General features: G+C 71.8%; 15 protein-coding genes. 11 read left to right on the forward strand and 4 right to left on the reverse strand.

What is annotated here, in order from left to right:
* Window positions 1–30 precede the first annotated feature (30 nt).
* The gene (locus tag ABD346_RS11530; RefSeq protein WP_344374214.1) at window positions 31–1,632 is read left to right on the forward strand and encodes an adenosine deaminase; all 1,602 of its coding nucleotides are present in this window, start codon (window positions 31–33) and stop codon (window positions 1,630–1,632) included.
* 8 nt (window positions 1,633–1,640) lie between these two features.
* Here ABD346_RS11530 and ABD346_RS11535 read toward each other — a convergent pair whose 3' ends face one another.
* The 3 genes from ABD346_RS11535 to ABD346_RS11545 form a co-directional block, all read right to left on the reverse strand.
* Window positions 1,641–3,236 carry a molybdopterin-dependent oxidoreductase gene (locus ABD346_RS11535; protein WP_344374215.1) on the reverse strand — a complete coding sequence of 532 codons (1,596 nt, stop codon included), beginning with the start codon at window positions 3,234–3,236 and terminating at the stop codon, window positions 1,641–1,643.
* 80 nt (window positions 3,237–3,316) lie between these two features.
* Window positions 3,317–5,398 carry a type 1 glutamine amidotransferase family protein gene (locus ABD346_RS11540; protein WP_344374216.1) on the reverse strand — a complete coding sequence of 694 codons (2,082 nt, stop codon included), beginning with the start codon at window positions 5,396–5,398 and terminating at the stop codon, window positions 3,317–3,319.
* A 194-nt stretch (window positions 5,399–5,592) separates the two neighbouring features.
* Entirely contained in the window at window positions 5,593–7,689 is a 2,097-nt protein-coding gene (locus ABD346_RS11545) for a glycoside hydrolase (protein ID WP_344374218.1), read from the reverse strand.
* A gap of 136 nt (window positions 7,690–7,825) precedes the next feature.
* Between ABD346_RS11545 and ABD346_RS11550 the strand changes: the two genes are divergently transcribed.
* Window positions 7,826–8,710, forward strand: a complete 885-nt coding sequence (locus tag ABD346_RS11550; protein ID WP_344374219.1) for an ATP-grasp domain-containing protein — start codon at window positions 7,826–7,828, stop codon at window positions 8,708–8,710.
* Here the strand turns inward: ABD346_RS11550 and ABD346_RS11555 are convergent.
* The gene (locus tag ABD346_RS11555; RefSeq protein ID WP_344374220.1) at window positions 8,697–9,371 is read right to left on the reverse strand and encodes a PAS domain-containing protein; all 675 of its coding nucleotides are present in this window, start codon (window positions 9,369–9,371) and stop codon (window positions 8,697–8,699) included. The genes ABD346_RS11550 and ABD346_RS11555 overlap by 14 nt on opposite strands.
* 104 nt (window positions 9,372–9,475) lie before the next feature.
* Between ABD346_RS11555 and ABD346_RS11560 the strand changes: the two genes are divergently transcribed.
* The 9 genes from ABD346_RS11560 to ABD346_RS11600 all read left to right on the forward strand — a co-directional run bounded on the left by ABD346_RS11560 (window position 9,476) and on the right by ABD346_RS11600 (window position 25,501).
* Window positions 9,476–12,631 carry a cytochrome P450 gene (locus ABD346_RS11560; RefSeq protein WP_344374222.1) on the forward strand — a complete coding sequence of 1,052 codons (3,156 nt, stop codon included), beginning with the start codon at window positions 9,476–9,478 and terminating at the stop codon, window positions 12,629–12,631.
* A gap of 158 nt (window positions 12,632–12,789) precedes the next feature.
* Entirely contained in the window at window positions 12,790–13,722 is a 933-nt protein-coding gene (locus ABD346_RS11565; protein ID WP_344374476.1) for an NADP-dependent oxidoreductase, read from the forward strand.
* Window positions 13,723–14,059: 337 nt separating this feature from the next.
* Window positions 14,060–15,331: an imelysin family protein gene (locus tag ABD346_RS11570; protein WP_344374223.1), complete on the forward strand. Its 1,272-nt coding sequence runs from the start codon at window positions 14,060–14,062 to the stop codon at window positions 15,329–15,331.
* A complete protein-coding gene (efeB, locus tag ABD346_RS11575; protein WP_344374225.1) occupies window positions 15,328–16,560 on the forward strand; it encodes an iron uptake transporter deferrochelatase/peroxidase subunit in 1,233 nt (410 codons plus the stop codon). The genes ABD346_RS11570 and efeB overlap by 4 nt, the downstream gene beginning before the upstream one ends.
* A 186-nt stretch (window positions 16,561–16,746) precedes the next feature.
* On the forward strand, window positions 16,747–18,645 hold the full coding sequence (locus ABD346_RS11580; protein ID WP_344374226.1) for a phospholipase C: 1,899 nt from the start codon (window positions 16,747–16,749) through the stop codon (window positions 18,643–18,645).
* A gap of 167 nt (window positions 18,646–18,812) precedes the next feature.
* A complete protein-coding gene (locus tag ABD346_RS11585; protein WP_344374228.1) occupies window positions 18,813–19,727 on the forward strand; it encodes a glycoside hydrolase family 25 protein in 915 nt (304 codons plus the stop codon).
* 139 nt (window positions 19,728–19,866) lie between these two features.
* Window positions 19,867–21,471 (forward strand): APC family permease, encoded by a 1,605-nt coding sequence (locus ABD346_RS11590; RefSeq protein ID WP_344374477.1) that lies wholly within the window; start codon window positions 19,867–19,869, stop codon window positions 21,469–21,471.
* 336 nt (window positions 21,472–21,807) lie between these two features.
* The gene (locus tag ABD346_RS11595) at window positions 21,808–23,802 is read left to right on the forward strand and encodes a hypothetical protein (protein WP_344374229.1); all 1,995 of its coding nucleotides are present in this window, start codon (window positions 21,808–21,810) and stop codon (window positions 23,800–23,802) included.
* 55 nt (window positions 23,803–23,857) lie between these two features.
* Entirely contained in the window at window positions 23,858–25,501 is a 1,644-nt protein-coding gene (locus tag ABD346_RS11600) for an ABC transporter substrate-binding protein (protein WP_344374231.1), read from the forward strand.
* Window positions 25,502–25,604: the final 103 nt, after the last annotated feature.

A 25,604-nucleotide genomic window follows, 5' to 3' on the forward strand; every position in this document is an offset into this window, starting at 1 on the left:
GAGCGCCAGGTACGACGAGAGGAACGCAACATGCGCAAGAGGCACGGAACCCGCAGGCTGGTGCTCGCCGGGCTCACGGCACTGGGTGTGGCCGCGGGGGTGCTGCCCGCGGCTGCCGCTCCATCGGATCCGGGCATCCTTGAACAGGCCCGCGTCCAGGCGTACCTGGGGCGAATAGCCGACTCCCCGAGCGAGCTCAGGCGCTTCATGACGGAGCTGCCCAAGGGCGCGGATCTGCACCACCACCTGGGCGGCGCGGTCCGCCCGGAGTCGCTGATCGGCTACGCGGCGCGGGACGGCAAGTGCATCGACACCACGACTTACCTGGCGACTCCGGGACCCCAGCCCTGTGCGACCGGACAGCGCCCGGCACGGGACGCCGTGGCTCCGGGCCCGTTCCGGCAGCAGGTGATCGAGGCGTGGTCGATGCAGGGCTTCGTCCTGCCGCCCGACGGCGACCCGCAGCCCGGACACGACCACTTCTTCGACACGTTCGGGAAGTTCGACGAGGCCGAAACCGGTCATGATGCGGACATGCTCGCCGAGGTCGCCCGGGCCGCGGCCAGGGAACACAGCAGCTATCTGGAAACCCTCACCACTCCCGAGGCAGGACCGCTCGACCAGCTCGTCGACCGCATCCTGCCGAAGGACCCGGGGCCCGACGACTTCGCGCGATTCCACGCCACCCTGACCGCGAACCCGCAGTTCCGGGCCCTGGTCCGGCAGGCGGCCGACGACACCGACCGCAGCGTCCGCGACTACCGCAAGCAGCTCGGCTGCGACACCCCGGCCGCCCCGGAGGCCTGCCGGGTCGCGATCCGTTTCGACTACCAGGTCCTGCGCGCCCAGGAGCCCCGCCACGTCTTCGCCCAGCAGATCCTCGGCTTCGAGCTCGTACGCCGGCACCTCGGCGGGCTCGTCGGCGTGAACATGGTGCAGCCGGAGGACGCGCCCGTCGCGCTGCGGGACTACACCCTGCACATGAAAATGGTCGGCTTCCTCAAGTCGCGCGCCCCCGAGGTGCGGGTCAGTCTGCACGCGGGTGAACTCGTGAAGGGCCTCAACGGGGTCGGCGCACGCGACCTGACCTTCCACATCAACGAGGCCGTCGCCGTGGCCGGTGCCGACCGGATCGGCCACGGCGTCGACTTCGCGCATGAGGAGGACCCGGCAGCGCTGGCCGCGCGGATGCGGAAGCAGCACGTCCTCGTCGAGGCGCCGCTCATCAGCAACGCCCAGATCCTCCGCGTCAGCGGCGACCGGCACCCGCTGCGCAGCTATCTCGACGCGGGTGTCCCGGTCGCGCTGGCCACCGACGACCCCGGCGTCAGCCGCAGCGATCTGACCGCCGTGTTCCAACAGGCCGTCACCGAGCAGCAGTTGACCGTCGCGCAGCTGCGCAAGCTCGCCCGCGCCTCACTGGACCACGCCTTCATCGAGGGCCCGAACCTGTGGAAGGAGCAGGACAGCTACGGCACGTTCGCCGAGCCGTGCCGCAACGACACCCCCGACGCGCACCGGCTGCCGAGCGCCGGCTGCCGCACCTTCCTCGCCGCCGCCCCCAAGGCATCGCTGCAATGGAAGCTGGAAGCGGACTGGGGGGCCTTCCTGACCCGGTACGCGCACCGCTGAGCATCGGGTCACGCGACGGTGACCTCGACCGAGTGCCAGCCCGTCGCCCCATTGGGGACGGTCGGGGTGCGCTCCTCGGTCTGGGTCGCGCCGGTGCCGTCGGTGGCGCGGACGGTCAGGGTGTGGCTGCCGGAGGTGGTCGCCTGCCAGGGGTAGGACCACAGGCGCCAGGTGTCGACACTGTCCTCGGCCGCCAGGTCCGCCCGCTGCCAGGGCCCGTCGTCGACGCGCACCTCGACACGCTCGATGCCCCGGTGCTGCGCCCAGGCCACCCCCGCGACCATGACCGTGCCCCGCTTGAGCCGGGCGGGCGTCCTCGGGGTGTCGATGCGGGACTGCGTCTTGACCGGGGCCTGCTGCGACCAGGACCGCTTCACCCAGTACGCGTCGTACGCGGCGAACGTGGTCAGCTCGATGTCCTCGATCCACTTGCACGCCGACACATAGCCGTACAGGCCGGGCACCACCATGCGGACCGGAAAGCCGTGGGCGAAGGGCAGGGGTTGGCCGTTCATGCCGATGGCGAGCATCGCGTCCCGGCCGTCGAGGACCGCCTCGACCGGGCTGCCGATCGTCACCCCGTCCACCGACCGGGCCACCAGCTGGTCGGCGGGCCCGCCGCGCGAGGGCGGGCGCACACCGCACTCCTTCAGGAGGTCGGCGAGGCGTACGCCGATCCAGCGGGCGTTGCCCACATAGGGTCCGCCGACCTCGTTGGACACACACGCAAGGGTGATGTCCCGCTCGATCAGCTCGCCCACCCGGCCCTGGACGAGGTCGTCGAAAGTGACCGTGCGAGGGGCGGTGACGCCCTGGCCGTGGATCTTCAGCCGCCAGGTGGTGGCGTCCACCTTCGGCACGACGAGGGCCGTGTCGACGCGGTAGAAGTCGGAGTTCGGGGTGAACAGCGGGCTCAGGCCCGGGAGCTGGAGGTACGCGGCCTTCGGTACGGGGGCTGCGGGCGAGGCCGGGCGGGGCAGGACGACCTTGGCGCGGGAGGCGTCCGCCCGCTCACTGCTGGAGTTCAGCACGCGGCCGAGCAGCCCGGCCGCGGTGGACGCGGCGGCCGCCGCGGTCGCCGCGAGCACGAACGCGCGCCGGTCCCAGCCCTCGCCGCCGGCCACCCTCCGCGTGCTCGGCCGTACGCCGGGAAGGCGTCCGACGAGCCAGTACAGAAGCACCGCGCCGGCGACCGCGCCGAGTACGGACGGCAGCGCGTCCATCGCGCTGTGCGAGTCGGGGCGCCCGGTCGCGGCCAGCGCCCCGACGGCCCCGAAGGCCAGGACCCCGGCGGCCCCGGCCCGCCGGTGGCGCAGGGCCAGCACGCCGAGGAACAGAGCCAGAACCGCCAGCACGGCCAGGATGCCGATCTGGAGGACGAGCTTGTCGTGCGTCCCGAAGTGACGGATCGCCCAGTCCTTCAGCGTCACGGGCGTCCGGTCGATGGCCGCTCCGCCGACCGCGGTCACCGGCCCGGCTTCCGGGCGGACGGCGGCCGACACCAACTCGGCCACCGCCAACGCCGCATAGCCCGCGAGGAGACCGCAGAGGGCTCCGAGTGAGATACGGGTCCGCCCGCTCAGTTTCATCGTCACACCCCGCATTCGATACCGCGAAGGCAACGGATTGTCCACGCACAGGCCGTGCGGTCACACGGACGGCGGTGATTCCCCCTGGCGGACCCTCAGCTCATGGTGACAGTAAGGAGCGAGTACTGAATCACCGTCAGATCGACCGTCACCGTGGTGCCGCTGGCCTTCCACGGAACCGGCACCGGCGCGGGCGAGGAACCGTCCGGCGAGCTGACCGCGGCGGCCGTCACCTGACGGCCCGCCGGGACCGCCAGCGAGACGGTGCAGGCGGCCGGGGTGGTCTTGAACGCGGCCGGGCTCTCGCCGAAGGCGGTGAAGTTGACCAGCTGGACGATGGTGTCGTCGCCGAGGTGGCTCAGCTCCAGGTGGATCCGGTGGTCACCGGCGAGCGAGACGGCGGGCGGCGCGGCCGTGCGGACGGGTTCGAGGAGCCGGTCGGCGCTCGGCCCGTCCGTGCGCGACAGATGGGCGAGGCCGAGCAGGTCCTTGAAGTACCAGCACATGCCGGCCCCGAACGCATGGCGGCTGGTGGCCGGCACCGGGTCGGCCTTGCGGAAGCCCAGCACATCGGCGAGCGCGTACTCGGTCCTGGCGGCGCCGAACGCGTCGAGGGCGGTGGGCGCGGGGCCGGTGACCACGACCGTGCCGCCGTCGCCCACGAACGAGCGCAGCACATCGGCCTCGGCATCCGAGACCGCCTGCAGATTGGGGAGGTACAGGACGCGGTATCCGGCGAGGTCGGTCCTGTCGAGGTCCGGGCTCGGCACGGTGTTGAACGGAATGTGCGCGTACACCAGCGCCTTGACCGTGCCCCGGAACTCGCCCAGCCACTTCTGCTGGGTGCAGCTCTCCTCGGAGCTCTCGAAGCTCCACCAGTCCGTGACCCCGGCGGGCGGCTTGGTGTTGACGTACATGCCGCTGCCCTGGACGGGACTGACGAAGTCGCGGCTCGCGGAGGAGTGGTACACGCCGACCGTCGCACCGGAGACGGCGTCGAACAGCCGCTCCTGATGCGCCGCGACGAACCCGAACATGCGCCCCCGCATCGCGGTGTCGGCGCTCTGGTCCTTGAAAGGGCTCTTCACCTCGTACGGATTGCAGCCCGCCGCGAGCAGCTCGGCCATCACCAAGGACGCGTCGTCCGCCTTCCAGCCGTACGAGAACGCCCAGGCGGGCTTGGTGCCGCTGGCGGCCCGCGCGTACTTGTACATCGAGATCAGGCAGGTCCAGTCGCTCGCCGTGGCATGGCGCATCCCGTCGTAGTTGCCGAGGATGTCCACCTCCCACACCTGGCTGACGCCCTCCGCGCGGCGCAGCTGCGCGCCGTCCAGGCCGATGAGGGACGCGTACTGGTAGTCCATCGTCACCGTCTCCACGAAGGTGACCAGGTCGGGATTGACGGAGCGGCCCGCCGCCGCGATGTCCAGCTGGAACCGGGACAGGTTGCGGTGGCGCCACTCGACGTAGCGGCGGAAGGCCGGGTCGGTGAAGTCGGCCGTGCGGGGCAGTTCGAGGCCGGTGTCCGCCCTGAACGCGGCAGCCGCCCAGGGGGAGGCGTCGCACCAGCTCATCGCGCCGTCGAAGTAGATGGGAACATCCGGCCAAATAGCGTCGATACCCGTCGCCGCGAGGCCCCGAATCCGTGCCAAGTAGTAGTCACGCCAAGGGGAGTTGGGGCTCAGCCAGCAGCTCTCGTCGCCCGGGTCCACCCAGACGACCAGGCCGCCGTAGAACACATTGGGCCGCCCGTCGAGCCCCCGCTGGACCCAGTCCTTGCCGTTGCTGTTCTTGTAGAAGGAGGGACCCTTCTCGCCGCCCGGGCTGATGAGTTCGAGCGAGGGGTAGTACATGACCACGCGCATCCCGGCCTGGTGTGCCAGGCCCGCGAAGCTCTTCACCTTCGCCATGTGCTCGGTGAACTGCTGGTCGGTCAGCCAGTTCGACAGGACGGTGTCGAGCTCGATCACGCTCACGTTCTGCGCCTTGAGCGCGCTGATGACGGGCAGCATGTCACGCTGCGGGTCGGCGTCGTCGTCGAAGGTGCCGTCCGCGAGCCGGGCGTATCTGGCCCAGTCGGGGAAGGCGGCCCCGGCCACTCTCCTGGCGTCCGCGTCCTCGGCCCAGGCCGGGCGGGGGCCGCCGCCGGGCAGGAAGGGCAGCAGCTGTGACGCCACCGCCAGTCCTCCGGCGCCGAGCCCCGTCCGCAACACGCTGCGCCGGCTCAGTCTTCGTCTCGATTCCATGCCCGTCCCTCTCCCATCGGCCATACCGGTACGGTTCCGGCTCGGGCGAGGCATCCTGTCGCCGCGTGGCGGGATCGGCCAGAGCGCCCTTTCGGCCAGGACGGCGAGGGAAGACGCGCAGAGGCCTACGACACCACCTTCGCCGGGCACAGCCGCCGCGGCTCTCCGCCCTTGAGGGTCGCGTCGACGCAGCCGCCCGGGAGCCCGTCGTGGGCGGTGCTGCCGAAGTTGGCCGTGACGGTGAGCGTGCCGTTGCCGAACACGGTCCGCTGCACGGCGCGGTCGGCGGTCAGCCAGTCGAAGGACGTCAACTCCTGTGTCCCCGCCGCCTGGTGGAGCGGTGCGAAGTACTTCTGGAGCGCGGCCAGTTCGCGCAGGTTCTGGTCATCGCGCTTGTCCTTGTCGCTGAGGACGAAGTTCAGCGGCGTGTTGTAGAGCATCGCGAGCAGCGCCCGCGTCGTCTTCTGGTCCGGAAGCTTGCCGAAGGGCAGTTCCCAGCGCTCCGCGTTGATCAGCGAGCCGTGCAATGCGGTCTCGTACAGAGGCACGCGGTAGGCCGGGTCGTACATCGCCTTGAGCGCGTCGGCCACCGCGGCCCGGTGCTCCGGCTTGAAGTCGGTCACCCGGACCGGCTTGAAGAACGTGTCGGGAGCCGGCGCGGGCGTGTAGCCGCCCCAGGCGAGGTCGTCCTTGGGCCGGTCCTGCGTGCTGTCGAAGTGGCCCGTCTCCATCGGCCACAGCCGGCCGTCGACCGGCGTGCCCGAACCGTGGTCGAAGGCGAGCACCTGGTTGGCCCAGGACCCGGCGGCCTCCGAGCCGAGCACGAGCGGGGCGCGCTGTGCGCTGCCGTCGGTCAGGCGCCCCATCCGGGCGAGGCGGTTGGCCCGGTCCTGGGCCATGGTCATCGGATGCGCCGCGTCATGGTCGCGGAAGAGCTCGCCCGCCGCGTCCACGTCCAGGAAGTAGCTGGCCGCGCCGTTGGCGACCAGCGAGCGCGTGCGGTCCGCCAGGTAGTGCCGCCGCGGCTCGGCCTGCTCGAAGGCCTGCGAGCTGAGGTAGCAGCCCTGCTTGTGGAAGCCGGGCTGGGGCGTGCCGTCGGCCCGCCGCACGCAGAAGGACGGGTAGACGGTGTCGGGCCACACCGAGTTCGGGGGTGTGTCGGGGCCCTTGTCGCGCCCATTGGCGAACGAGTCGTACGGCCCGACCAGATACCCGGCCTTCTGTGCCGCGGTGACGTCCGCCGTCGTCATGGGTGATTCGTCGGCGTCGTAGCCGAGCCAGAGGCGGGACACACCAAGGGAGTTGAGCTTGTCGATGCCCGCCGCCCTGCGGCTGCCGCCCCAGGCGTAGGCGTGGAACGCGCCGAGGAGCTTGCCCGTCTCCGGGTTCTTCCGGATCTTCTCGCCGAGACTGCCGAGCTCACCGTGGTCGGCGAGCCAGCGCCGGTAGTCGACGGCGGGCGCGACGGGGGAGCCGTCGGTGAGGCTGAAGGCGACGGTGTACGCGCGGGTCGCGTTGCCGCCGGAGAAGTCGTGCTTGGCCGTGGTACGCAGCCGACCGCCCTGCGAGGTGTACGCGAGGGACGTGCCGATGTCGGTGGGGGCGAGGTAGCTGACGCCCCGTCCGGCGCCGAGGGTGTATCCCCAGACGGGCAGGGTGAGCTGGGAGGCCATGTCCTCCTCGGAGCCGACGAGTTGGGCACGTGCGGAGTTCCAGAACGCGTCGGCGACCGGCAGCGACAGGCCCTCGCCGCGCGGGAGTTGGAGGGCGGAAGCGGCCTTGTCGGTGCCCGTGACCGGCCAGGACAGGGTGCCGTCGCGGTCCGCGCTGATCGTGACCAGGAGCCTGCCGCGTTCGACGTGCGCCTCGGCGGTCAGGCTCCGGCCGGGATACGACCAGCGGGCGCCCTTGCCCGACGTGGTCACATGGCTGGGCCTGCCCGGCGCGTCGGCGGCCGGTTCCGACACCCGCAGGGTGCGCCCGTCGTCGGTACGGGCGTCGATCGCGAGCGTCGCGGGGTCGATGGTGGCCGTGCCCCCGGCCACGGGCAGATCCACCCGGCCGTCGTGGACGCGTACCCCTGCGGAATGGGTGGTCCCGGCGGTCGCTGCCGGGGTCAGGCCGGCCGCCAGCGCGGTGGCGACGGCGAGAACGAGAAGGGTGCGCCGGCCGCTTCGGCGGGCCGGGCGCGCGATGGATGACTTCCCCGTGCTGATGTCCATGGCGCATGGATAACGAAGAGTTGTAAGAGGATTTTAAGAGGTGGTGTCCGGCCCGCTCGACAAATGAGGGGCTGTACGGAGTCGTCGTGTGCGAAGGTGCCTCGGCACATCGGACAGGGGACACCGGAGGGATTCCATGAGTTCTGCCAGGATCGCGGTCGTGACGAGCGGGGCCGGCTTCGAGTACGACGTCGACCTGCCGCTCATCGTGGCCGCGCTGCGCGCCGAAGGCCTGGCAGCGGAAGCGGTCGCCTGGGATGCGGACGCCGTGGCGTGGGACGGGTTCGACCTCGCGGTCATCCGCTCGACCTGGGACTATGCGACTCGGCTCGACGAGTTCCTCACCTGGGCCGACACCACGTCCCGGCACACCCGGCTGCTCAATCCCGCGCCGATGGTGCGCTGGAGCAGCGACAAGCGCTACCTCCTGGAGCTCGCTGGGCGCGGTGTTCCCGTCGTGCCGACGCGGGTCCTCGAACCCGGAGACCAGTGCGGGGAGGCCGACTTCGCGCAGTCGGCGGGCGTCGTCGTCAAGCCCACCGTCTCCGCGGGCGCCCGCGACACCGCACGCTACGAGCCCGGGCAGGCCGCGGCTGCCGTACGCCATGCGCGGATGCTGCTCGACCAGGGCCGTGCGGTGCTGATCCAGCCGTATCTGTCCCTGGTGGAGGAAGGGGAACGGGCACTGGTCCACGTGCGCGGCGCGTTCAGCCACGCCCTGCGCAAGGGGCCGCTGCTGACCGAGCCCGGGGTGATGGACAACTTCAGGGTGCCGCACCCCGATCTCACCCCGTACCGCCCCACCGACGCCGAACTGCACACCGCCTCGGCCGCGTTGGCGGCCGTACCGTCACCGGAGACCCCGCTGTTCGCCCGGGTCGACCTGGCTCTGGGCGAGAACCGGGAGCCGGTGGTCATGGAACTGGAGCTCATCGAGCCCAATCTGTTCCTCGACACCAACCCGCGCGGGCTCAACCTCCTGGTGGAGGCGATCGCGGAGGCCGGGCTCAGGGCCGCGTGATCAGGCCCTCGGCCGGCACCGGCGGCCAGTGGCCGGGGGCCAGGACGCCCAGCGCGTACGCCTTCGCCACCAGGGCCGTACGCCCCTGGACGCGCCAGCGATGGGAGAGCCGGGTCAGGTGGTAGTTGACGCCGTCCACGGTCAGGCCCAGGGCCTTGCCGATGGCGGCCGTCGTCGCGCCGGACGCGGCAAGCGCGAGGATGCGGGCCTGCGCCTCGCTCACCGAACCGTGCGGGGAAGCCGGCGGTTCGGGGCGCTCGTCCCGTACGTACAGCATCGCGAGCAGTACGGGGGGCGGGTTGGGGACGGCCATGATCGGGTCGATGGTGAACTCGCCCTCGCGCTCAGCCCCCTCCTTGCCCGCCCGCCAGGTCACCTCGATGGGATAGCGCGACGTACGGCCCGCGCGCAGCGCCCTGACAAGCCGGTCGATCTGTTCCTCGGAGCGCGGGGTGAACAGCTCGCGCAGCGAGCGCCCGCGCAGCCGTCCCGGAGTGGTGCCCCACTCGGCGGCCATCGCCGGATTGGCGACATGCACCTCGCCGTCGATCGAGCAGACGGCGATCGGCAGGGGAATGCGGTCGAGCAGGGTCAGGAAGTGGTTGCGCCACGCCCCCAAGTCCTCCACCGGTGTCTGCTCGTCGGCCATACCGCGTGCCACCGCCCCTCTTAGGCCCGTCCGCAAGTGCCGGACGCGAGAAACCACTGCACAATCATGCAGTCGCGCGCCCGAGAGCGGCACAGCGGGCGGGTGACGCTGGATGCATGACGGACATGATCCTGATCCCCACAGACGCACGCCCGGCCGACGACGCGGTCCCCCTGGTGGACATTTCGGGTGGCGAACTCACCGAGACGCCCATCCAGCAGACCATGGAGCTGGCCCGCGTGCACGGGCCGGTGTTCCGGCGCCGGCTCAACGAACACGAGCACCTCTTCGTCAGCTCGCTCGACCTGGTCACCGAGCTCGCCGACGAGACCCGGTTCTCCAAGGGCATCTCGAAGACCCTCGACTATGTGCGCGAGTTCGCCGGCGACGGTCTGTTCACCGCCTACAACGACGAGCCGAACTGGGCCAAGGCGCACGACATCCTCATGCCCGCCTTCGCGCTCGGCTCGATGCGGACCTACCATCCGGCGATGCTGCGCGTCGCGCACCGCGTGATGGCCAGCTGGGACCGGCAGGCGGCGCGGGGTGCGGCGGTGGACGTCGCCGACGACATGACGCGGATGACCCTGGACACCATCGGACTCGCCGGATTCGGCTTCGACTTCGACTCGTTCGGGCGGGCCACCCCGCACCCCTTCGTCGAAGCGATGGTGCGCTGCCTGAAATGGAGCATGAGGCGGCTCGGCCGCACCCCGGGCGCCGACTACAGCGAGCAGGACCGGGAGTTCGAGCAGGACTCGGCCTACCTCGCCTCCGTGGTCGACGAAGTCATCGCCGCCCGCACCAAGAGCGGGGACACCTCCGTCGACGACCTGCTCGGCCTGATGCTGGGCGCGGCCCACCCCGAGGACGGCACCACCCTGGACGCGGCCAACATCCGCAACCAGGTCATCACCTTCCTCATCGCCGGGCACGAGACCACCTCGGGCACCCTCTCCTTCGCCCTCTACCACCTGCTCAAGGACCCGACCGCGCTGCGCCTGGCCCAGCGAGAGGCCGACGAGCTGTGGGGCGACACCCCCGACCCCGACCCCACCTTCGAGGACATCGGCAAGCTGCGCTTCACCCGCCAAGTGCTGAGCGAGGCGCTACGACTCTGGCCGACGGCGGCCGCCTTCACCCGGCAGGCCCGCGAGGACACCCTGCTCGGCGGGCGCATCCCGCTGCGCGCCGGCGAACTGGTCACGGTGCTCACGCCCATGCTGCACCGCGACCCCGCGTGGGGCGACAACCTCGAGCTGTTCGACCCTGCACGGTTCACCCCCGAGGCGGAGGCGGCCCGCTCGCCGCACGCGTACAAGCCGTTCGGGACCGGCGAACGGGCCTGCATCGGGCGGCAGTTCGCGCTCCACGAGGCGACCATGCTGCTCGCGCTGCTCGTGCACCGCTACCGCTTCGTGGACTCCGCGAACTACCAGCTGCGGATCAAGGAGTCGCTCACCCTGAAGCCCCACGGCTTCGCCCTCTCCCTGATCCCGCGCACCCCCGCCGACCGGGCCCTGAACCGGGCCGCACTCCCCGCCGCAACCTCCGGCGCGACGTCCGAGGCCGTCGAGTCCGGGCCCGAACTGCCCGCCCGCGTTCGCCGGGGCACCGGCCTGCTGCTCCTGCACGGCACCAACTACGGCACCTGCCGCGAGTTCGCCGAGCGCCTGGCCGCCGAGGCCACCACGCTCGGCCTCGCCACCGAGACCGCCCCGCTGGACGCCCACGCCGGCGCGCTGCCGAAGGACCGTCCCGTCGTCATCGTCGCCGCCTCCTACAACGGACAGCCGACCGACGACGCGGCCCGCTTCGTGCGCTGGATCGAGGACGCCGAACCGGGAGCCGCCGACGGCGTGCCGTACGCGGTGCTCGGTGTCGGCGACCGCAACTGGGCCGCGACCTACCAGCGCGTCCCCACCCTCATCGACGACCGCCTCGCGGCCCTCGGCGGCGAGCAGCTGCTGCCCCGCGCCGAAGCCGACGCATCCGGTGAACTCATGGGCGCGGTGCGGGAGTTCGCCCAGTCCTTGCGCGTGACGCTCCTCGAACGGTACGGCGACCCGGAGACCGCCGGCACCACCACGCCGCCCGCCGAGGCCGCGTACACCGTCACCGAGATCACCGGCGGGCCCCGCGAGGCGCTCGCCGCGCGCCACGGCCTCATGGAGATGACCGTCACCGAGGCCCGCGACCTGACGGCGCCCGGTCACCCCCGGCCCAAGCGCTTCGTGCGCCTGGCCCTGCCCGACGGCGTCACCTACCGCACCGCCGACCACCTCACCGTCCTGCCCGCCCATGACCCGGCCGTCGTCCATCGGGCCGCCGCGGCCCTCGGCGTGGACCTCGACACGGTCCTCGGCATCCACGCACCGGGCGCCGCGCCCGCCGCCCTGCCGGTCGACCGCCCGCTCTCGGTACGCGAACTCCTCACCCATTACGTCGAGTGGGGAGCCCGGCCCACCCGCGACCAGATCGCGCTGCTCGCCGCGCACAACCCCTGCCCGCCCGAGCGCGCCGCCCTCGAACACCTGGCGGCGGACGACCCGCGCCCCCTGCTCGGCCTCATCGAGGACCACCCGGCGCTGAAGGGCGCACTCGACTGGCCCACCCTCCTGGAGCTGCTGCCGCCGCTGCGTCCCCGCCAGTACTCGGTGTCCTCCTCGCCCGCCCGCGACCCCCGCCACGCCGACCTGATGGTCGCGCTCAACCCCGGCGGCACCGGCTCCCGGTATCTGCACGCGCTGCGGCCCGGCGACACTGTGCTCGCCCGGGTGCAGCCGTGCCGCGAGGCCTTCCGTATCGCACCCGATGCGGCGGAACCCGTCATCATGATCGCCGCGGGAACGGGCCTCGCCCCCTTCCGCGGAGCCGTCGCCGACCGCCTGACGCATCACCGACTCGCCCCCGCAGTCCTCTACTTCGGCTGCGACGCACCGGACGCGGACTTCCTCCACGCCGACGAACTGCGCGTCGCCGAACGGGCCGGAGCCCTCTCGCTGCGACCCGCCTTCAGCACCCCTGCCGAGGGCGGCGGCCGCTTCGTGCAGCACCGCATCGCCGCCGAGGCCGACGAACTCTGGCCGCTCCTGGAGGCGGGCGCGCGGGTGTACGTGTGCGGCGACGGCAACCGCATGGCACCGGGGGTGCGCGGCGCCTTCCGCGACCTGTACGCCCAGCGCACGGGCGCCTCGGCCGAGGACGCCGAGGCCTGGCTGAACCGGCTCACCGCCGAGGGCCGGTACGTGGAGGACGTCTACGCGGGCTGAGCCGTCCCGGCGGTTCCGGGAAGCGGGCCCGCGCGGCGCGCACCAGAATCGTAGGAACCGGGGAGGCCGGTCACCGTAGGGCAGGCCTCCCCGCCCACCTCGACATCGGGAGAGAGCACGCGATGCCCACCAGCCCCGCAAGCACCGGGAAGAGCACCATGAAGGCCATGACGTACACCTCGTACGGAGACAACTCGGTCCTGAGCCTGACCGAGCAGCCACTGCCCAAGGTGGGCCCGGGCGAGGTGCTCGTGCGGGTGCGCTGCGCGGCCGTCAACCCGGTCGACTGGAAGATCATGTCCGGCGGTCTGGACGGCATGATGGACACGGTCTTCCCGGTGGTCCCGGGCTGGGACGTCGCCGGTGTCGTGGAGCGCACCGGCATCGACGCCCCCGAGTGGAAGGCGGGCGACGAGGTCTTCGCGTACGCCCGCAAGGACTATCTGCACGGCGGCACCTTCGCCGAGTTCGTGACCGTCCCCGTACGGGCGCTCGCCCGCCGGCCCAAGTCCTTGAGCTGGGAGGAGACCGCGGGCGTCCCGCTCGCGGGGCTCACCGCCCGGCAGACCCTGACCAGGCTCGGCACGGGCAGGGGTGACACGGTCCTCGTGCACGGGGCCGCGGGCGGCGTGGGCACGTTCGGCGTGCAGATCGCGAAGGCCATGGGCGCCCGTGTCATCGGCACGGCCTCCGAGCGCAACCACGACCGGCTGCGCGAGCTGGGGGCCGAGCCGGTGACGTACGGCGACGGCGTCGCCGAGCGCGTCCGGGCGCTGGCCCCCGAGGGAGTGGACGTCGTCGTCGACTACGTCGGCGGGGTGCTCGACGCCACCTTGGCGGTGCTGCGCGAAGGGGGCCGGCACGCCTCGATCGCCGACCCGTCCGTCATGGAGGCGGGCGGCCAGTGGATGTGGGTCCGGCCCGACGGGCCCGGCCTCGAAGCCCTCGCCACGCTCGCGGACGCGGGGCAGCTCAAGGTCCCGGTCGCCGAGTCGTTCCCGCTGGAGCGGCTCGCGGACGCGTTCGAGCTCAGCCGGACGGGCCACGCCCACGGCAAGATCGTGATCCGGGTCGGCGGGGACGGGGCGTAGTCCGGATCCGCTCGGTGAGGACGCGGCGCAGTCCGAGCCGGTCGGTATCCACGTGACGTGGTCGAGATCCGGTCGGCGACGCGGCGGCGCAATCCGCCATTCGTGGCCCGGCCCGGTGTCGTGTCGGTGAACTCAGGGGTAAATCTGGACACCCGGCCACCCGGATGAGCGTTCGGGCCCGGCCGGGTGCCTAGGATCTGTCCGGCGGGTCTGGTCGCCATGGAGTTGCCTCGGCCTTGTGGTGCTGGTGAGCCCCCGCGTCCCAGACGGGACCCGCCGGACAGGTCCTAGCATGAGCGGCGTCGTCCCCTCGCAGCTGACACGAACGGAGTGCGTGATGCGCGACCCCGATCCGGGTTCTGGTCAGGAACCGGCCGAACCCGACGAGGGGTCCGCCGCAGCGGCCCGCAAGGCCTGTCCGCCCGTCGGCCGGCGCACCACTGCGGCCCTCGCCGTGGCCGTCGTGGCGGTGGGCGCGGGCGTCTGGGCCCTCGCCTCGTCCGGCGGCGGTTCCTCGGACGCGAAGCCCGCGGCGGCGAAGGGCCCGACCACCGTCGAGGTGTCGTCCAGCGCCTGCGGCAAGGGCTGGAGCAGCGCGACGCCGGGCCCCCAGGTGTTCGCGCTGAGCAACACGTCCTCCTCGGCGGCCGAGGTCGATCTCACCGACCCCGCGACCGGCGCCGTCTACGGAGAGGTCGAGGGCCTCGCCCCCGGCACCACCCGCGAGATGCGCGTGGTCCTCGGCGGCGGCTCGTACGCCTTCAAGTGCCTGCCGGACGACGCCGACGCGGTCACCGGACCCACCGTGAAGATCGCGGGCGCGAGCACGGGCAGCGGCCCCGCCGCGGTCCCCGTGACCCAGCACGACCTCATCCCCGTGGCCATTTCCTACCAGCAGTGGGTCACGGCGAAAACCGTTGAACTCGCCGACCGCGCCGACGAGTTGAAGCGCGCCGTCGACGACGGCGACCTCGCCGCAGCACGCGAGGCCTGGCTGCCCGCGCACCTGGTCTACGAGCGGATGGGCGCCGCTTACGACGCGTTCGGTGATGCGGACGCAGCCATCAACGGCGCCGGCCCCGCCCCCGCCGACGCCGCGTCGGCCAAGGACTTCGAGGGCTTCCACCGCGTCGAGTACGGGCTGTGGCACGGCGAGTCGGCCGCATCCCTGCGCGGTCCTGCCGACCGGCTGTCCCAGGCCGTGCACGCCCTGCGTGACAGCTGGCCGCAGGAACGGCTCGACCCGGCCCAGCTGGGGCTGCGCGCCCACGAGATCCTGGAGGCCACGGCCCAGTCGGAGCTCACCGGCCGCACCGACTACGGCAGCGGAACCAGCCTGGCCACCGCCCGCGCCAACCTCGACGGCACCCGCGAACTCCTCGGCCTGCTGCGCCCGTTGCTCACCAGTCGCTACCCGGAGCTGCCGCGCCTCGACGCCTGGCTGGACCGCACCCAGCACACCCTGGACGGCTTCGGCGCGGGCGGCCGCTGGACGCCCCTCGACCGGCTCGGCCGCCAGGACCGGCAGCGGGTCAACAGCGACATCGGCCAGGCGGTGGAACTCCTCGCCCCGGTGGCGACGATCTGTGATGCGCGGAGGACGGCATGAGCGAGGTACGACGGCGCGGTTTCCTGCGGGGCGCGGCCGCGGGGGTCGGCACCGCCGTCACGGGGGCCGCCCTGAGCGGCGCGATCCCCCGCCCGGCCCTGGCCGACGACGCGGGGAAGGCCTCCGCGCACGTGGACTTCCACGGCGTGCACCAGGCCGGAATCCTCCAACTCCCGCAGCGGTCAACGGCGTTGGTGTCCTTCGATGTGACCGCCGCGGACCGCAGGGAGCTCACCGAGCTGCTGCGTACGCTCACGGAACGGGCCCGCTTCCTGGCCACCGGCGGCACACCGGCCCCGTTGGGGATCACCGGGCCGCCCAGCGACTCGGGTGTGCTCGGCCCGCAGGGGCCCACCGGCGGGGTGACGGTGACGACGGGCGTCGGTGCCTCGCTCTTCGACGACCGATTCGGCCTGAAGAGCCGCAAGCCGGCCCGGCTCACCGCGATGCCGGCCTTCCCCGACGACGACCTCGACGCGGCCTGGTGCCACGGCGACCTCAGCTTGCAGCTGTGCGCGGACAGCCCGGACGTCGTTCTGCACGCCCTGCGCGACATAACCCGGCACACCCGCGGCGGGATGCAGGTGCGCTGGCGCATGGACGGCTACACCAGCCCGCCCAGGCCCAGCGGAACTCCCCGCAACCACATGGGTTTCAAGGACGGCACCGCCAACCCCGACACCGCCGACGCGGCCGCGATGGACCGGCTGGTGTGGGTGGGTGCCGGGGGCGGCGAGCCGGCCTGGACGGCCGGCGGCAGTTACCAGGTCGTGCGGCTGATCCGGATGCTGGTGGAGTTCTGGGACCGGGTCTCGATCAGTGAGCAGGAGCGGATGTTCGGCCGCAGCCGCGACACCGGCGCCCCGCTCGACGGCTCCGCCGAATTCGACACCCCGAAGTACGCGGAGGACCCCAAGGGCGATGTGATCCCCCTCGACAGCCACATCCGGCTCGCCAACCCGCGCTCCGGACAGCCGAGTGAGAACCAGCGGATCCTGCGCCGCGGCTACAACTACGACCGCGGCATGGACGCCAACGGCGACCTCGACATGGGGCTCGTGTTCTGCTGCTACCAGCAGGACCTGGCCCGGCAGTTCGAGAGTGTCCAGAAACGGCTGAAGGGCGAGCCTCTGGTGGACTACATCAAGCCATTCGGCGGCGGCTACTTCTTCGCCCTGCCGGGGGTGCGGGACCGGACCGACTGGTTCGGGCGGGCCCTGCTCTCCTGACGGTCGCCCGCCCGGCCGGACTTCACCAACAGAGGGTCAAGTTTTGGCCTGATATTCCTGACTGGCTGTTCACCAGGAGGACACGATGTCGCTGTCGCGGTGTAGTGGTCCGCGCGAAACATCGCGTCTCGTCAACGACATCAAGACGGCGGCCGGTCGCCGGACGCCAGTGGAGGCACGCGGAGCATGGGCAGCAAAGGCAGCGCGGCAGGTCCGGGGCGCTGGGCCAGACGGTGGGGAGCGTTCGCCGGAGCGGCGGCACTCGGCCTCCTGAGCGGTACGGTCCCGGCCGCGGCGGACTCGGCGGACCAGCACGGCGGCCAGACCGCCACGCCGGTCAAGCACCTGGTGGTGCTCTTCCAGGAGAACGTGTCCTTCGACCACTACTTCGGGGCGTACCCGGTGGCGGCGAACACCGACGGCACGAAGTTCACCGCCGACAAGCGAACCCCGAAGGACATCAACACCCTGCGCAACGCCGGGCTCCTGACGAAGAACCCGAACCAGTACCTGCCCAAGCGGCTCACCCCCGAGCAGGCCATGACCTGCGACCAGAACCACGGCTACGGGCCCGAGCAGTACGCCGCCAACGGCGGCAAGGCCGACCTGTACGTCCAGAACACGGACTCCGGCAAGTGCTCCGGCAACCTGTTCGGCGAGCCCGGCCTGGTCATGGACTACTACGACGGCAACACCGTGACCGCGATGTGGAACTACGCCCAGCACTACTCGCTCGGCGACAACTCGTTCAGCACCACCTACGGTCCCTCGACGCCCGGCGCGCTCAACCTCGTCTCCGCGCAGACCCACGGGGTGATCTCCACCGACCCGACCTCGGGCACCGAGCACCCCAAGCAGACCGCAAAGCCCGACCCGTACGCCGTCGTGTCTCCCGACGCCAAGGGCGTCGGCACGCTGGTCAACGACCCCGACCCGGCGTACGACGACTGCTCGGGCAAGGACCACACCAGCACCAGCCCGCTCGCCGCGATGCAGGGCCGCAACATCGGTGACCTGCTCAACGAGCGGAAGGTGACCTGGGGCTGGTTCCAGGGCGGCTTCCGGCCGAGCACCGCCTGGGACGGCAAGCAGGGTTCCTATGCGAAGTGCTCCGGCACCACCCACGCCAACGTGGGCGGCGCCGCGGCCATCGACTACAGCCCGCACCACTCGCCGTTCCAGTACTACAAGTCGACGGCCAACCCGCACCACCTGCCGCCGAAGAACACCGCCGAGATCGGCCACAACGGCCAGGCCAACCACAACTACGACCTCACCGACTTCGACGCCGCCCTCACGTCGGGCAACCTCCCCGCGGTGAGCTTCCTCAAGGCTCCGGAGTACCAGGACGGCCACGCCGCCTACTCCGACCCGATCGACGAGCAGCACTACCTCGTCGCGCAGATCAACAAGATCCAGCAGTCGCCGCAGTGGAAGGACACCGCGGTCGTCATCGCCTACGACGACTCCGACGGCTGGTACGACCACGCCTACGCCAAGCCGCAGAACGGCTCCAAGGACACCAAGCCCGGCTCCGACGGCAGGGCCCCGGACAGCCCCGCCTGCCAGGCGGGACCGGCCGCGGCCGGCGGCTACTCCGACCGCTGCGGCCCCGGCACGCGCCAGCCGCTGCTCGTCATCTCGCCGTACAGCAAGGTCAACTCGGTCGACCACACCCGCACCGAGCAGGCGTCGATCACCCGCTTCATCGAGGACAACTGGCACACCGGACGGATCGGCGATGCCTCCTTCGACGCCCGCGCGAACGCGCTGACCTCGGCGTTCGACTTCAAGCACCCCAACAACAAGCAGGTTCTGCTCAACGCCGACGGTTCGGTCAAGTCGGTCACCGACATCCCCAAGCACCCGGCCCCGCCCGCCTCCTCGACCGGGGGCAGCACGTCCGGCACGGGCGGCTCGGGCAACAACCCGACGACCCAGACGGCCGGCGAGACCCTCGCCGAGACCGGGTCCTCCTCGGCGCTCGTCCCGGCCGGGATCACCGCGGGCGCGCTCGCGGTGGGCGGCGCGGGCATCGCCTTCGCCCTGCACCGCCGCAGGAACCGCACCGGCACCGCTCAGTAACTCCCGCTGCGGGCACGACAGTTGACCGAAGGGCCGCCGACATGTGTCGGCGCCCCTTCGCGTCGCGTGCCACAGGACACGCCGGGGGTGAGTCGGCCCGCCCGTCAGCGGGCAAGCAATAGGAGGGGAGGGGTGGTTCCGGCCGGCTCGCTCGCGGAGGAATGCTGATGGGTATCTACGGGCAGGACTGGGCGTCGTACCAGTCGTCGACACCGAACACGAGTGGCCTGTCCTTCGCCTTCGTCAAGGTCACCGAAGGACTCTCGTACATCAACCCCCGCTGGGTGACCCAGCGCGACCACGCCAAGGCCAACGGCCTGGTGTGGGGCGCGTACCACTACCCCCACATGGGCAACAGTGCCCAGGCCGAGGCCGACTACTTCATCGACCGGGTCAACTGGCGGCCCGGCGACGTGGTGATCCTCGACTGGGAGGGCTACGACCCGGCGAACTCCGGCGTCCCCAAGTCGACCCAGCGCGCCTATAAAGACGCCTGGCTGAGATATGTCAAGAGCCGTCTGCCGCACAATCCTGTCGGCATGTACGCCAACCTCGACTACTGGTGGAACGTCGACCAGAACGGGTTCTACGCCGACTTCCTGTGGATCGCCACGGCGGGCCGCGCCGCCGGGAACCCCGGGATCCAGGCGAGCTGGATGTTCCACCAGTACGGCGAGTCCAACGGCCTCGACCTCGACTACTGCCGCCTCGCCAGCACGAATGAACTGCGCGACTGGACGCTCTCGTTCCAGCACTCACCGCCTGAGGAGACCGACATGCCCCAATGGATCATCGGCCGCGTCGACCCGGGCGCCCAGCCCACCGTCGTCCTGCTGCCGCACGGCAGCGCGTGGGACACCTACAACCGAAGACTGCACCTCGGCATGGACCAGATCACCGACACCCCGGCGACCGGCTCGGTCCGTGTCGCCCTGCACGACGGCAACGTGTGGCACGGCGTCCGGGCCGTGCAGCTCGCGGCCGAGGGAGGCTCGGTCGATGTCGACATCACCAGCGGCGATGTGAAGCTGAGCCTCCAGACGGACACGGCGGGCGTCAGCTTCGCGGTCGAAACCTGGTAGTCCCGGCCGAAACCGGTCAGGGCTCGGTCGAACCCGGCAGGACTCGGCCGCCTTCCTCGGCGACGCACGGCCCACGGCGTGACACGCTGGGCACTCCTGTGTCGTGAGTCATGCGAGGAGGCGGGTGCGCGTGCGGCCGATCCAGCCGGGGGAGACCCCTTCGGTCCTGACCGTACTGGGCGAGGAGCGGCGGCTCCACAAGGAACTCGGATTCTGGAGCCTGACCGCGATCGGGTTCTCCAACATCCTCGGCTCGGGGTGGCTGTTCGCCGCCATGTTCGCCGCCCAGACCGCGGGGCCCGCCGCCCTGCTCTCCTGGGTCGGGGCGGGCGTGCTGTGCGCCCTGGTGGCCCTGGTCATGGTGGAACTCGGGGCCACCCGCCCGGAAGGCGGCGGCACCGTGCGGTGGCCGCTGTACGCGAGCGGCCGCCTCGTCGGCACCGTGGTCGGCTGGTCCGTGCTGCTCTCGGTCGGCGGCACGGCGGCGGAGATCAGCGCGATCATGCAGTACGCCGCGCACTATCTGCCGGGCCTCTACGACAACGGCCGCCTCACCGGCTCCGGCCTCGCCGTGGCCACCGGGCTCAGCGTGCTCCTGACGGCGCTCAACTGGTTCGCGGTGCGGACCTTCGCGAAGCTCAACAACCTGGTCTCGCTGTTCAAGGTGCTCATCCCCGTCCTCACGGTGGTCGCGCTGTTCCTCTCCGGCACGCACTCCGGCCGCCTCACCGACCACGGCGGCTTCGCACCGTACGGCTACGCGGCCTGTCTGACCGCGCTGGCAGGCGGCGGGATCGTGTACTCCGTCAACGGGTTCCAGGCGCCCCTCGACTTCTCCGGCGAGGCCCGCAACCCGCGCCGCACCGTGCCGCTCGCGGTGCTCACCGGCATCGGCCTCGCCGTGCTCGTCTACCTCGGCCTGCAACTGGCCTTCCTCTTCACGGTCCCCGACTCCCTCCTCGGCCACGGCTGGCAGGGCGTGAACTTCGACTCGCCCTTCGGCCAGCTCGCCCTCGTCCTCAACCTGCACTGGCTGGCCACCCTGCTGTACGCGGACGCGGTGGTGTCGCCCGGCGGCTCGGCCTACGTCGGGGTCGCGATCGACGCCCGGCACACCTACGCGCTGGCCAAGAACGGCCTGCTGCCCCGCTTCTTCATGCGGATCGACCCCCGCTCGGGGACGGCCCGCCGTGCCCTGGTGCTGAACCTGCTCGTCATCATCGTCTTCATGCTGCCGTTCGGCGGCTGGCAGGACATCGTCAGCGTGATGGGCGACATGTACCTGCTCGTGTACGCGGCCTCGGCGGTCGCCGCCGCCGCGTTCCGCGCCCACGACAAGGACCGGGGACTCCCGCCGGCCGACGGCCAGGTGCCCGGTGTGCACTGGATCGCGCCCATCAGCTTCCTGGTGGCCAGCGAGTTCGTCTTCTGGTCGGGCTGGCACCATCTGCGGTTGGCCCTGCCCCTGGTCCTCGCCGGCGTCCCCCTGTTCCTGCTGCTGCGCCGCGACGAGCAGGGGCGCTCCACGCTTCAGGAACTGCGGCACGGCGCCTGGATCGTCTTCCACCTGGCCGCGCTGACCCTGCTGTCGTGGCTCGGCACCTTTGGCGGCTCGGGCCACCTGCCGGCGCCGTACGACTCCGTCGTGGTGGGAGCGGTGTCGCTCGCCGTCTTCGCCTGGGCGGTCCGCTCCGGCACGGCCCACCTCAGAACGGCCCCGGTCACGGCGTTGCCGACCACCTGACGCCGGCGCGTCGACCCACCACAGCCATCAGCGGGTTGGTGCATCCCGTTCCCAAATCCCCGCAACTGCCGCACGAGGGCCGTTCCGACCGCCGGATGTGGTGGAACACCCGTCGCGGCCTGTCCCCCCGGTGTTACCTTCCGTGTCAATCGATGCGGAAGGTGCGCCTTGTGCGCGTCGGTTCCGGGGGCGGTGAGTGCGGTGGGGGATCTTGACGCGGCAGGGGGCGCCGATGCGTTCCTGCGGCACATGTTGTGGCGGTATCCGGGGCAACGGCAGCCGTTCGTCGCGCTGTTGGGGCCTCGGGGGTCCGGTAAGACCGATCTGCTGCGGGCCGTGTCGCGGGCGTGCGGCGGGACCGTGGTGCACGCGGCGCTCGACTTCGAGGAGAACCCCGTCGACCCGGTGTCGGCGGCCGCGCTCGTCGCGTTCCAGATGATGCGCGGCTGGGACAACCTGCGCCGCGGCCCGGTGTTCCACCGCTTCGGGCTCGGGCTGCTCGCCCTGAACGAGAACCTGGACGCGGACCGGGCCAGGGCCGCCGACCAGATACGTGAGCTCATACAGCAGTACACGCGCAACAGCCGGACGGGCAGGTTCGCCGCCGGGGTGGAACACGCCGCGGCGGCCACCATGGACGTCGTCGCCCAGGGAGCGTTGAGCCCCCTGGTCTCGGGGCCCGCGCGGGAGGTGGTCTCCGCCGTCCGCGACCGGGCCAAGCCCGTCATCGGATCCCTGTTGCAGAGCGCCGCACGGTGGGGCGTACGGGACGCGCTCAGATGGCACATCAGCGTTCCCGAGGCCGAGTCGGCACGCTCCATCGACGCGCTCATCAGGCTGAGCTCCACCTCGCGCTCCGCCGCGGTCGGCCCCCTGATGGCCGCCTTCCTCGCCGACGTCAAGGACCAGGCCGAACGCCATCCGCCGCTGCGCTCCGCCTGCTCCTGCGCACTGCCCGCCCACGGCGCCCGCCGCGACCGGCACGACCATGCCTGGGTGCTCCTGGCCGACGGCGCGCAGACGCCGTCCGGGCGCCGCTTCCTCACCGAACTCGCCGGCGCCCGGTCCCGCAACCAGGCGGCCGACATGGACGGTTCGGGCGCGGCGGACCCGCTGCTCGTCCTGGCCGCCTGCGAGCAGTGGCAGTCCGAGTGGACGTCCTGGTGGTGCGAGCCCTGGCGCTCGACGCCGCTGGCCGCCACGCCCCAGCGCCGCGTCCCGCTCCTCTCCCGGGCCACCCGGACGCTGTGGGCGCGCGAGAACGACGCGGCCGTCGCTGTCGAGCGCGGGCCCGCGGCCGCCTGGTGGTACCCCGTGTGGCTCGACCCGATGACCGAGGAACAGGTCGGCTACGCGATGGACCGCTCCGACCCGTCGCCCGCCCGGCCGCTGCCCGCATCCGTCGTCCACCGGCTCACCGGCGGCCACCGGGGCGCCGTCTCCGCCGTACTCGACGACCCCTTCGGCGCGCACCCCGGCCCGCACGGACCCGCCGTGTCGCTGCTCGCCCCGGCCGACGAGGACGGCACACCGCTGTGGTCCCACGCCCTGGAGACCAGCCTCCCCGAAGGGCTGCCCGTCCCCGGCACCACCTGGAGCACCGCCCCCGCGATCGTCCTCGCGGCCGGCTACCTCGCCGACGTCCGCACCGCGCAGGACCCGCGCCTTCCCGCCGCCTCGACGGAGCTTCCGCGCAGCCTGGAACTCCTGCGCCGGCACCTGTGGGTGAGCACCTTCACCCACCGCCCCTCGCGCATCCGCCAGATCGGCTGGGGCGACTCCGACGGGCCCGCCACGCTCCACCCCTGGCTGGCCCGCTCCGCACTCACCGCGCTGAACACCGCCCGGCCCGTGCGACCCGACGGGACACCCCCCTGGCACGAGCTGTTCGCCGCGCAGTCCGTCGCCCTGGCCGCCCTGCCGGTGCACGGCGGGGACGCCGCGGCCGTCGAGCGAGGGCTCTTCCACGACCTGGCACTCGGCCGTTTCGCACCGGTCGCCGCGGCCCTCGCGGACCGCTTCGACGAGGACCATCGCGCCTGGATCCGGCTGCTCGACTACCTCTCCTCGGCGCCCTGCCGACTGCTGTACGAGCACGCGCCCCAGGAGGCGTACGGGCTGCTGCTCGACGGGGTCGAGGACGGCGGGCAGACCGTCCTCGCGGTGGCCACCGCCAAACTGCTCGCCCTGCTCTGGCTGTACAGCGACCCGCTGACCGAGCACACCCGGCGCTGGGACGGCGAGATACAGGAATGCTTCACCCGCCTCGCGCACAACTCCCGTCTGCTGGACGTCAGTCCCCTGCAGCAGGCGGCGGCCGCCTTCGCCTAGCCCCGCGACCAACGCGGCACCCCCGCGCCCGCCGACCGCACCGCAAGGAGTGTCCATGCCACCCGCTGTAGGCAACCCCCGCTTCGGCCGGCTGCGCCGTCACCCGGTCCTCTCGCTCCTCGCGGCGCTCGTGATCCTCACCGGCCTCGTGTTCGGCGGCCGCTGGGGCTACGACAGGCTCTTCCCGCCCTCGCTGACCTGCGGCACCGGCATGACCGCGACCGGAACCCCGCTCGCCTGCGCGGGCGTGAACATCGACAGCGGGCCGTTCACCGACCACGAACCCGCCCGGATGCGGGAGCTGGAGCACATGGTCAAGTCGGCCAACGACGCGGTGAAGGGCCCGTACACCAGCATCGTCCTGATGCTGGACCTCTCGCCCGTGTCCGATGTGGACACCCTCACCTACGACTCGCTCTATCCCAACATCGAGGGCGCGCTCACCGCCGTGTGGCGGGCCAACAACACCGCCGCCTACGGCAGTACGCCCGCCATCAAGCTGTACCTCGCCAACATGGGCAGCCAGTACGCCTCGTGGGACCACACCGTGGCCGAGCTGAAGGAGCAGATGAGCGCCGAACGCATCTCGGCGGTCGTCGGACTCGGCCAGTCCACCGAGCAGACCCGGCGCGCCGCCGCGGCGATCTCCACACAGCTGCACATCCCCGTCATCGGATCGACGGTGACGGGCGATTCGATGAACCTCGACCCGTCCGACCCCACCGGCAAGAAGCAGATCGTCGACATGTTCCGGGTCTCTCCGACCAACGCGGACTCGGTGATCGCAGCGAATCAGTACGTGTCCACCCTGAAGCCGGCCGTGACCTCCCTCGCCGTCGTCGCGGACAGTGTCACGGGCGACGACTACACGCAGACGCTCGCCGATGCGGCCAAGATCAAGTTCAAGGCGCCGAACCGCACCGTGACCGTACTCCCGTACACCTCGCCCAGCGATCTGCCCGCCGGATCGGGCCGCCAGGACTACCTGGTCCAGCAGTTCAACCTCATGCACGCCAACCTGTGCCAGGCCGCCCCGTCCGTCGTCTACTTCGCGGGCCGGGGCCGCGACCTGGGGGCGTTCGTGGAGAACTGGGTGCAGGGCGCGCCCTGCGGGATTCCCCAGCTGCACATCCTCGCCGGTGACGACGCATCGGAGTCCATCCGCGACAAGGGCGTCCTCAACGGCATCGCATCCGGCCGGGTCACCGTCGCCTACACCGCGCTTGCCAGCCCCGACGAGTGGGGCAAGGACTGCCCCGGCTCCGACGCCAAGCACAACTACGACCAGTTCTGGGCCGCGTTCACCGGCCGTCCCGACCCCTGCACCGGCCAGCCGCTGACCGCCGACAAGGAGGTGGCGACCCTCACCTTCGACCCCGCCGACCTGGGGAGCGGGCAGGCGATGCTCACGCACGACGCGGCGGTGGCGGCGATCAGCGCGGGCCGGCGCGACGCCGTGGGGCTGAAGAACCCGGGCCTGGAGACCGGCATCCTGCACCAGTTCTACTGCGCCCAGATGCTGCCGGGGGCGAGCGGCTGGCTGTCGTTCCGCACGGACGGCACCCCGGCGGGCAAGCCCACCCCGGTGGTCCAGCTCGGCTCCGACGGCTCGACCAGGACGATCGCCCTGACCTGGCCCGACGGCACCCCCAACCTCAGCCTCCCGCAGCGCGGCGGCAAGGGGGCACCCGGCTGCTGAACCTCGCATGAAACCGCCCGGGGCACGGTACTCGCGGAGCGACGAGGCGGCCGCCGGGGCCCGCTGCGAGGAGGTGGCACCGCATGAGCGCGCCACGGGTCCG

Origin of the sequence: Streptomyces mauvecolor (assembly GCF_039532965.1) — a bacterium.
GTDB classification, from domain to species: domain Bacteria; phylum Actinomycetota; class Actinomycetes; order Streptomycetales; family Streptomycetaceae; genus Streptomyces; species Streptomyces violascens.

Bases quoted from the DNA above. Each gene is read 5' to 3' on its own strand.
- ABD346_RS11530 (WP_344374214.1), top strand. From the start codon at position 31: ATGCGCAAGAGGCACGGAACCCGCAGGCTGGTGCTCGCCGGGCTCACG.
- ABD346_RS11535 (WP_344374215.1), bottom strand. From the start codon at position 3,236: ATGCGGGGTGTGACGATGAAACTGAGCGGGCGGACCCGTATCTCACTC.
- ABD346_RS11545 (WP_344374218.1), bottom strand. From the start codon at position 7,689: ATGGACATCAGCACGGGGAAGTCATCCATCGCGCGCCCGGCCCGCCGA.
- ABD346_RS11550 (WP_344374219.1), top strand. From the start codon at position 7,826: ATGAGTTCTGCCAGGATCGCGGTCGTGACGAGCGGGGCCGGCTTCGAG.
- ABD346_RS11560 (WP_344374222.1), top strand. From the start codon at position 9,476: ATGACGGACATGATCCTGATCCCCACAGACGCACGCCCGGCCGACGAC.
- ABD346_RS11565 (WP_344374476.1), top strand. From the start codon at position 12,790: ATGAAGGCCATGACGTACACCTCGTACGGAGACAACTCGGTCCTGAGC.
- ABD346_RS11570 (WP_344374223.1), top strand. From the start codon at position 14,060: ATGCGCGACCCCGATCCGGGTTCTGGTCAGGAACCGGCCGAACCCGAC.
- efeB (WP_344374225.1), top strand. From the start codon at position 15,328: ATGAGCGAGGTACGACGGCGCGGTTTCCTGCGGGGCGCGGCCGCGGGG.
- ABD346_RS11580 (WP_344374226.1), top strand. From the start codon at position 16,747: ATGGGCAGCAAAGGCAGCGCGGCAGGTCCGGGGCGCTGGGCCAGACGG.
- ABD346_RS11585 (WP_344374228.1), top strand. From the start codon at position 18,813: ATGGGTATCTACGGGCAGGACTGGGCGTCGTACCAGTCGTCGACACCG.
- ABD346_RS11600 (WP_344374231.1), top strand. From the start codon at position 23,858: ATGCCACCCGCTGTAGGCAACCCCCGCTTCGGCCGGCTGCGCCGTCAC.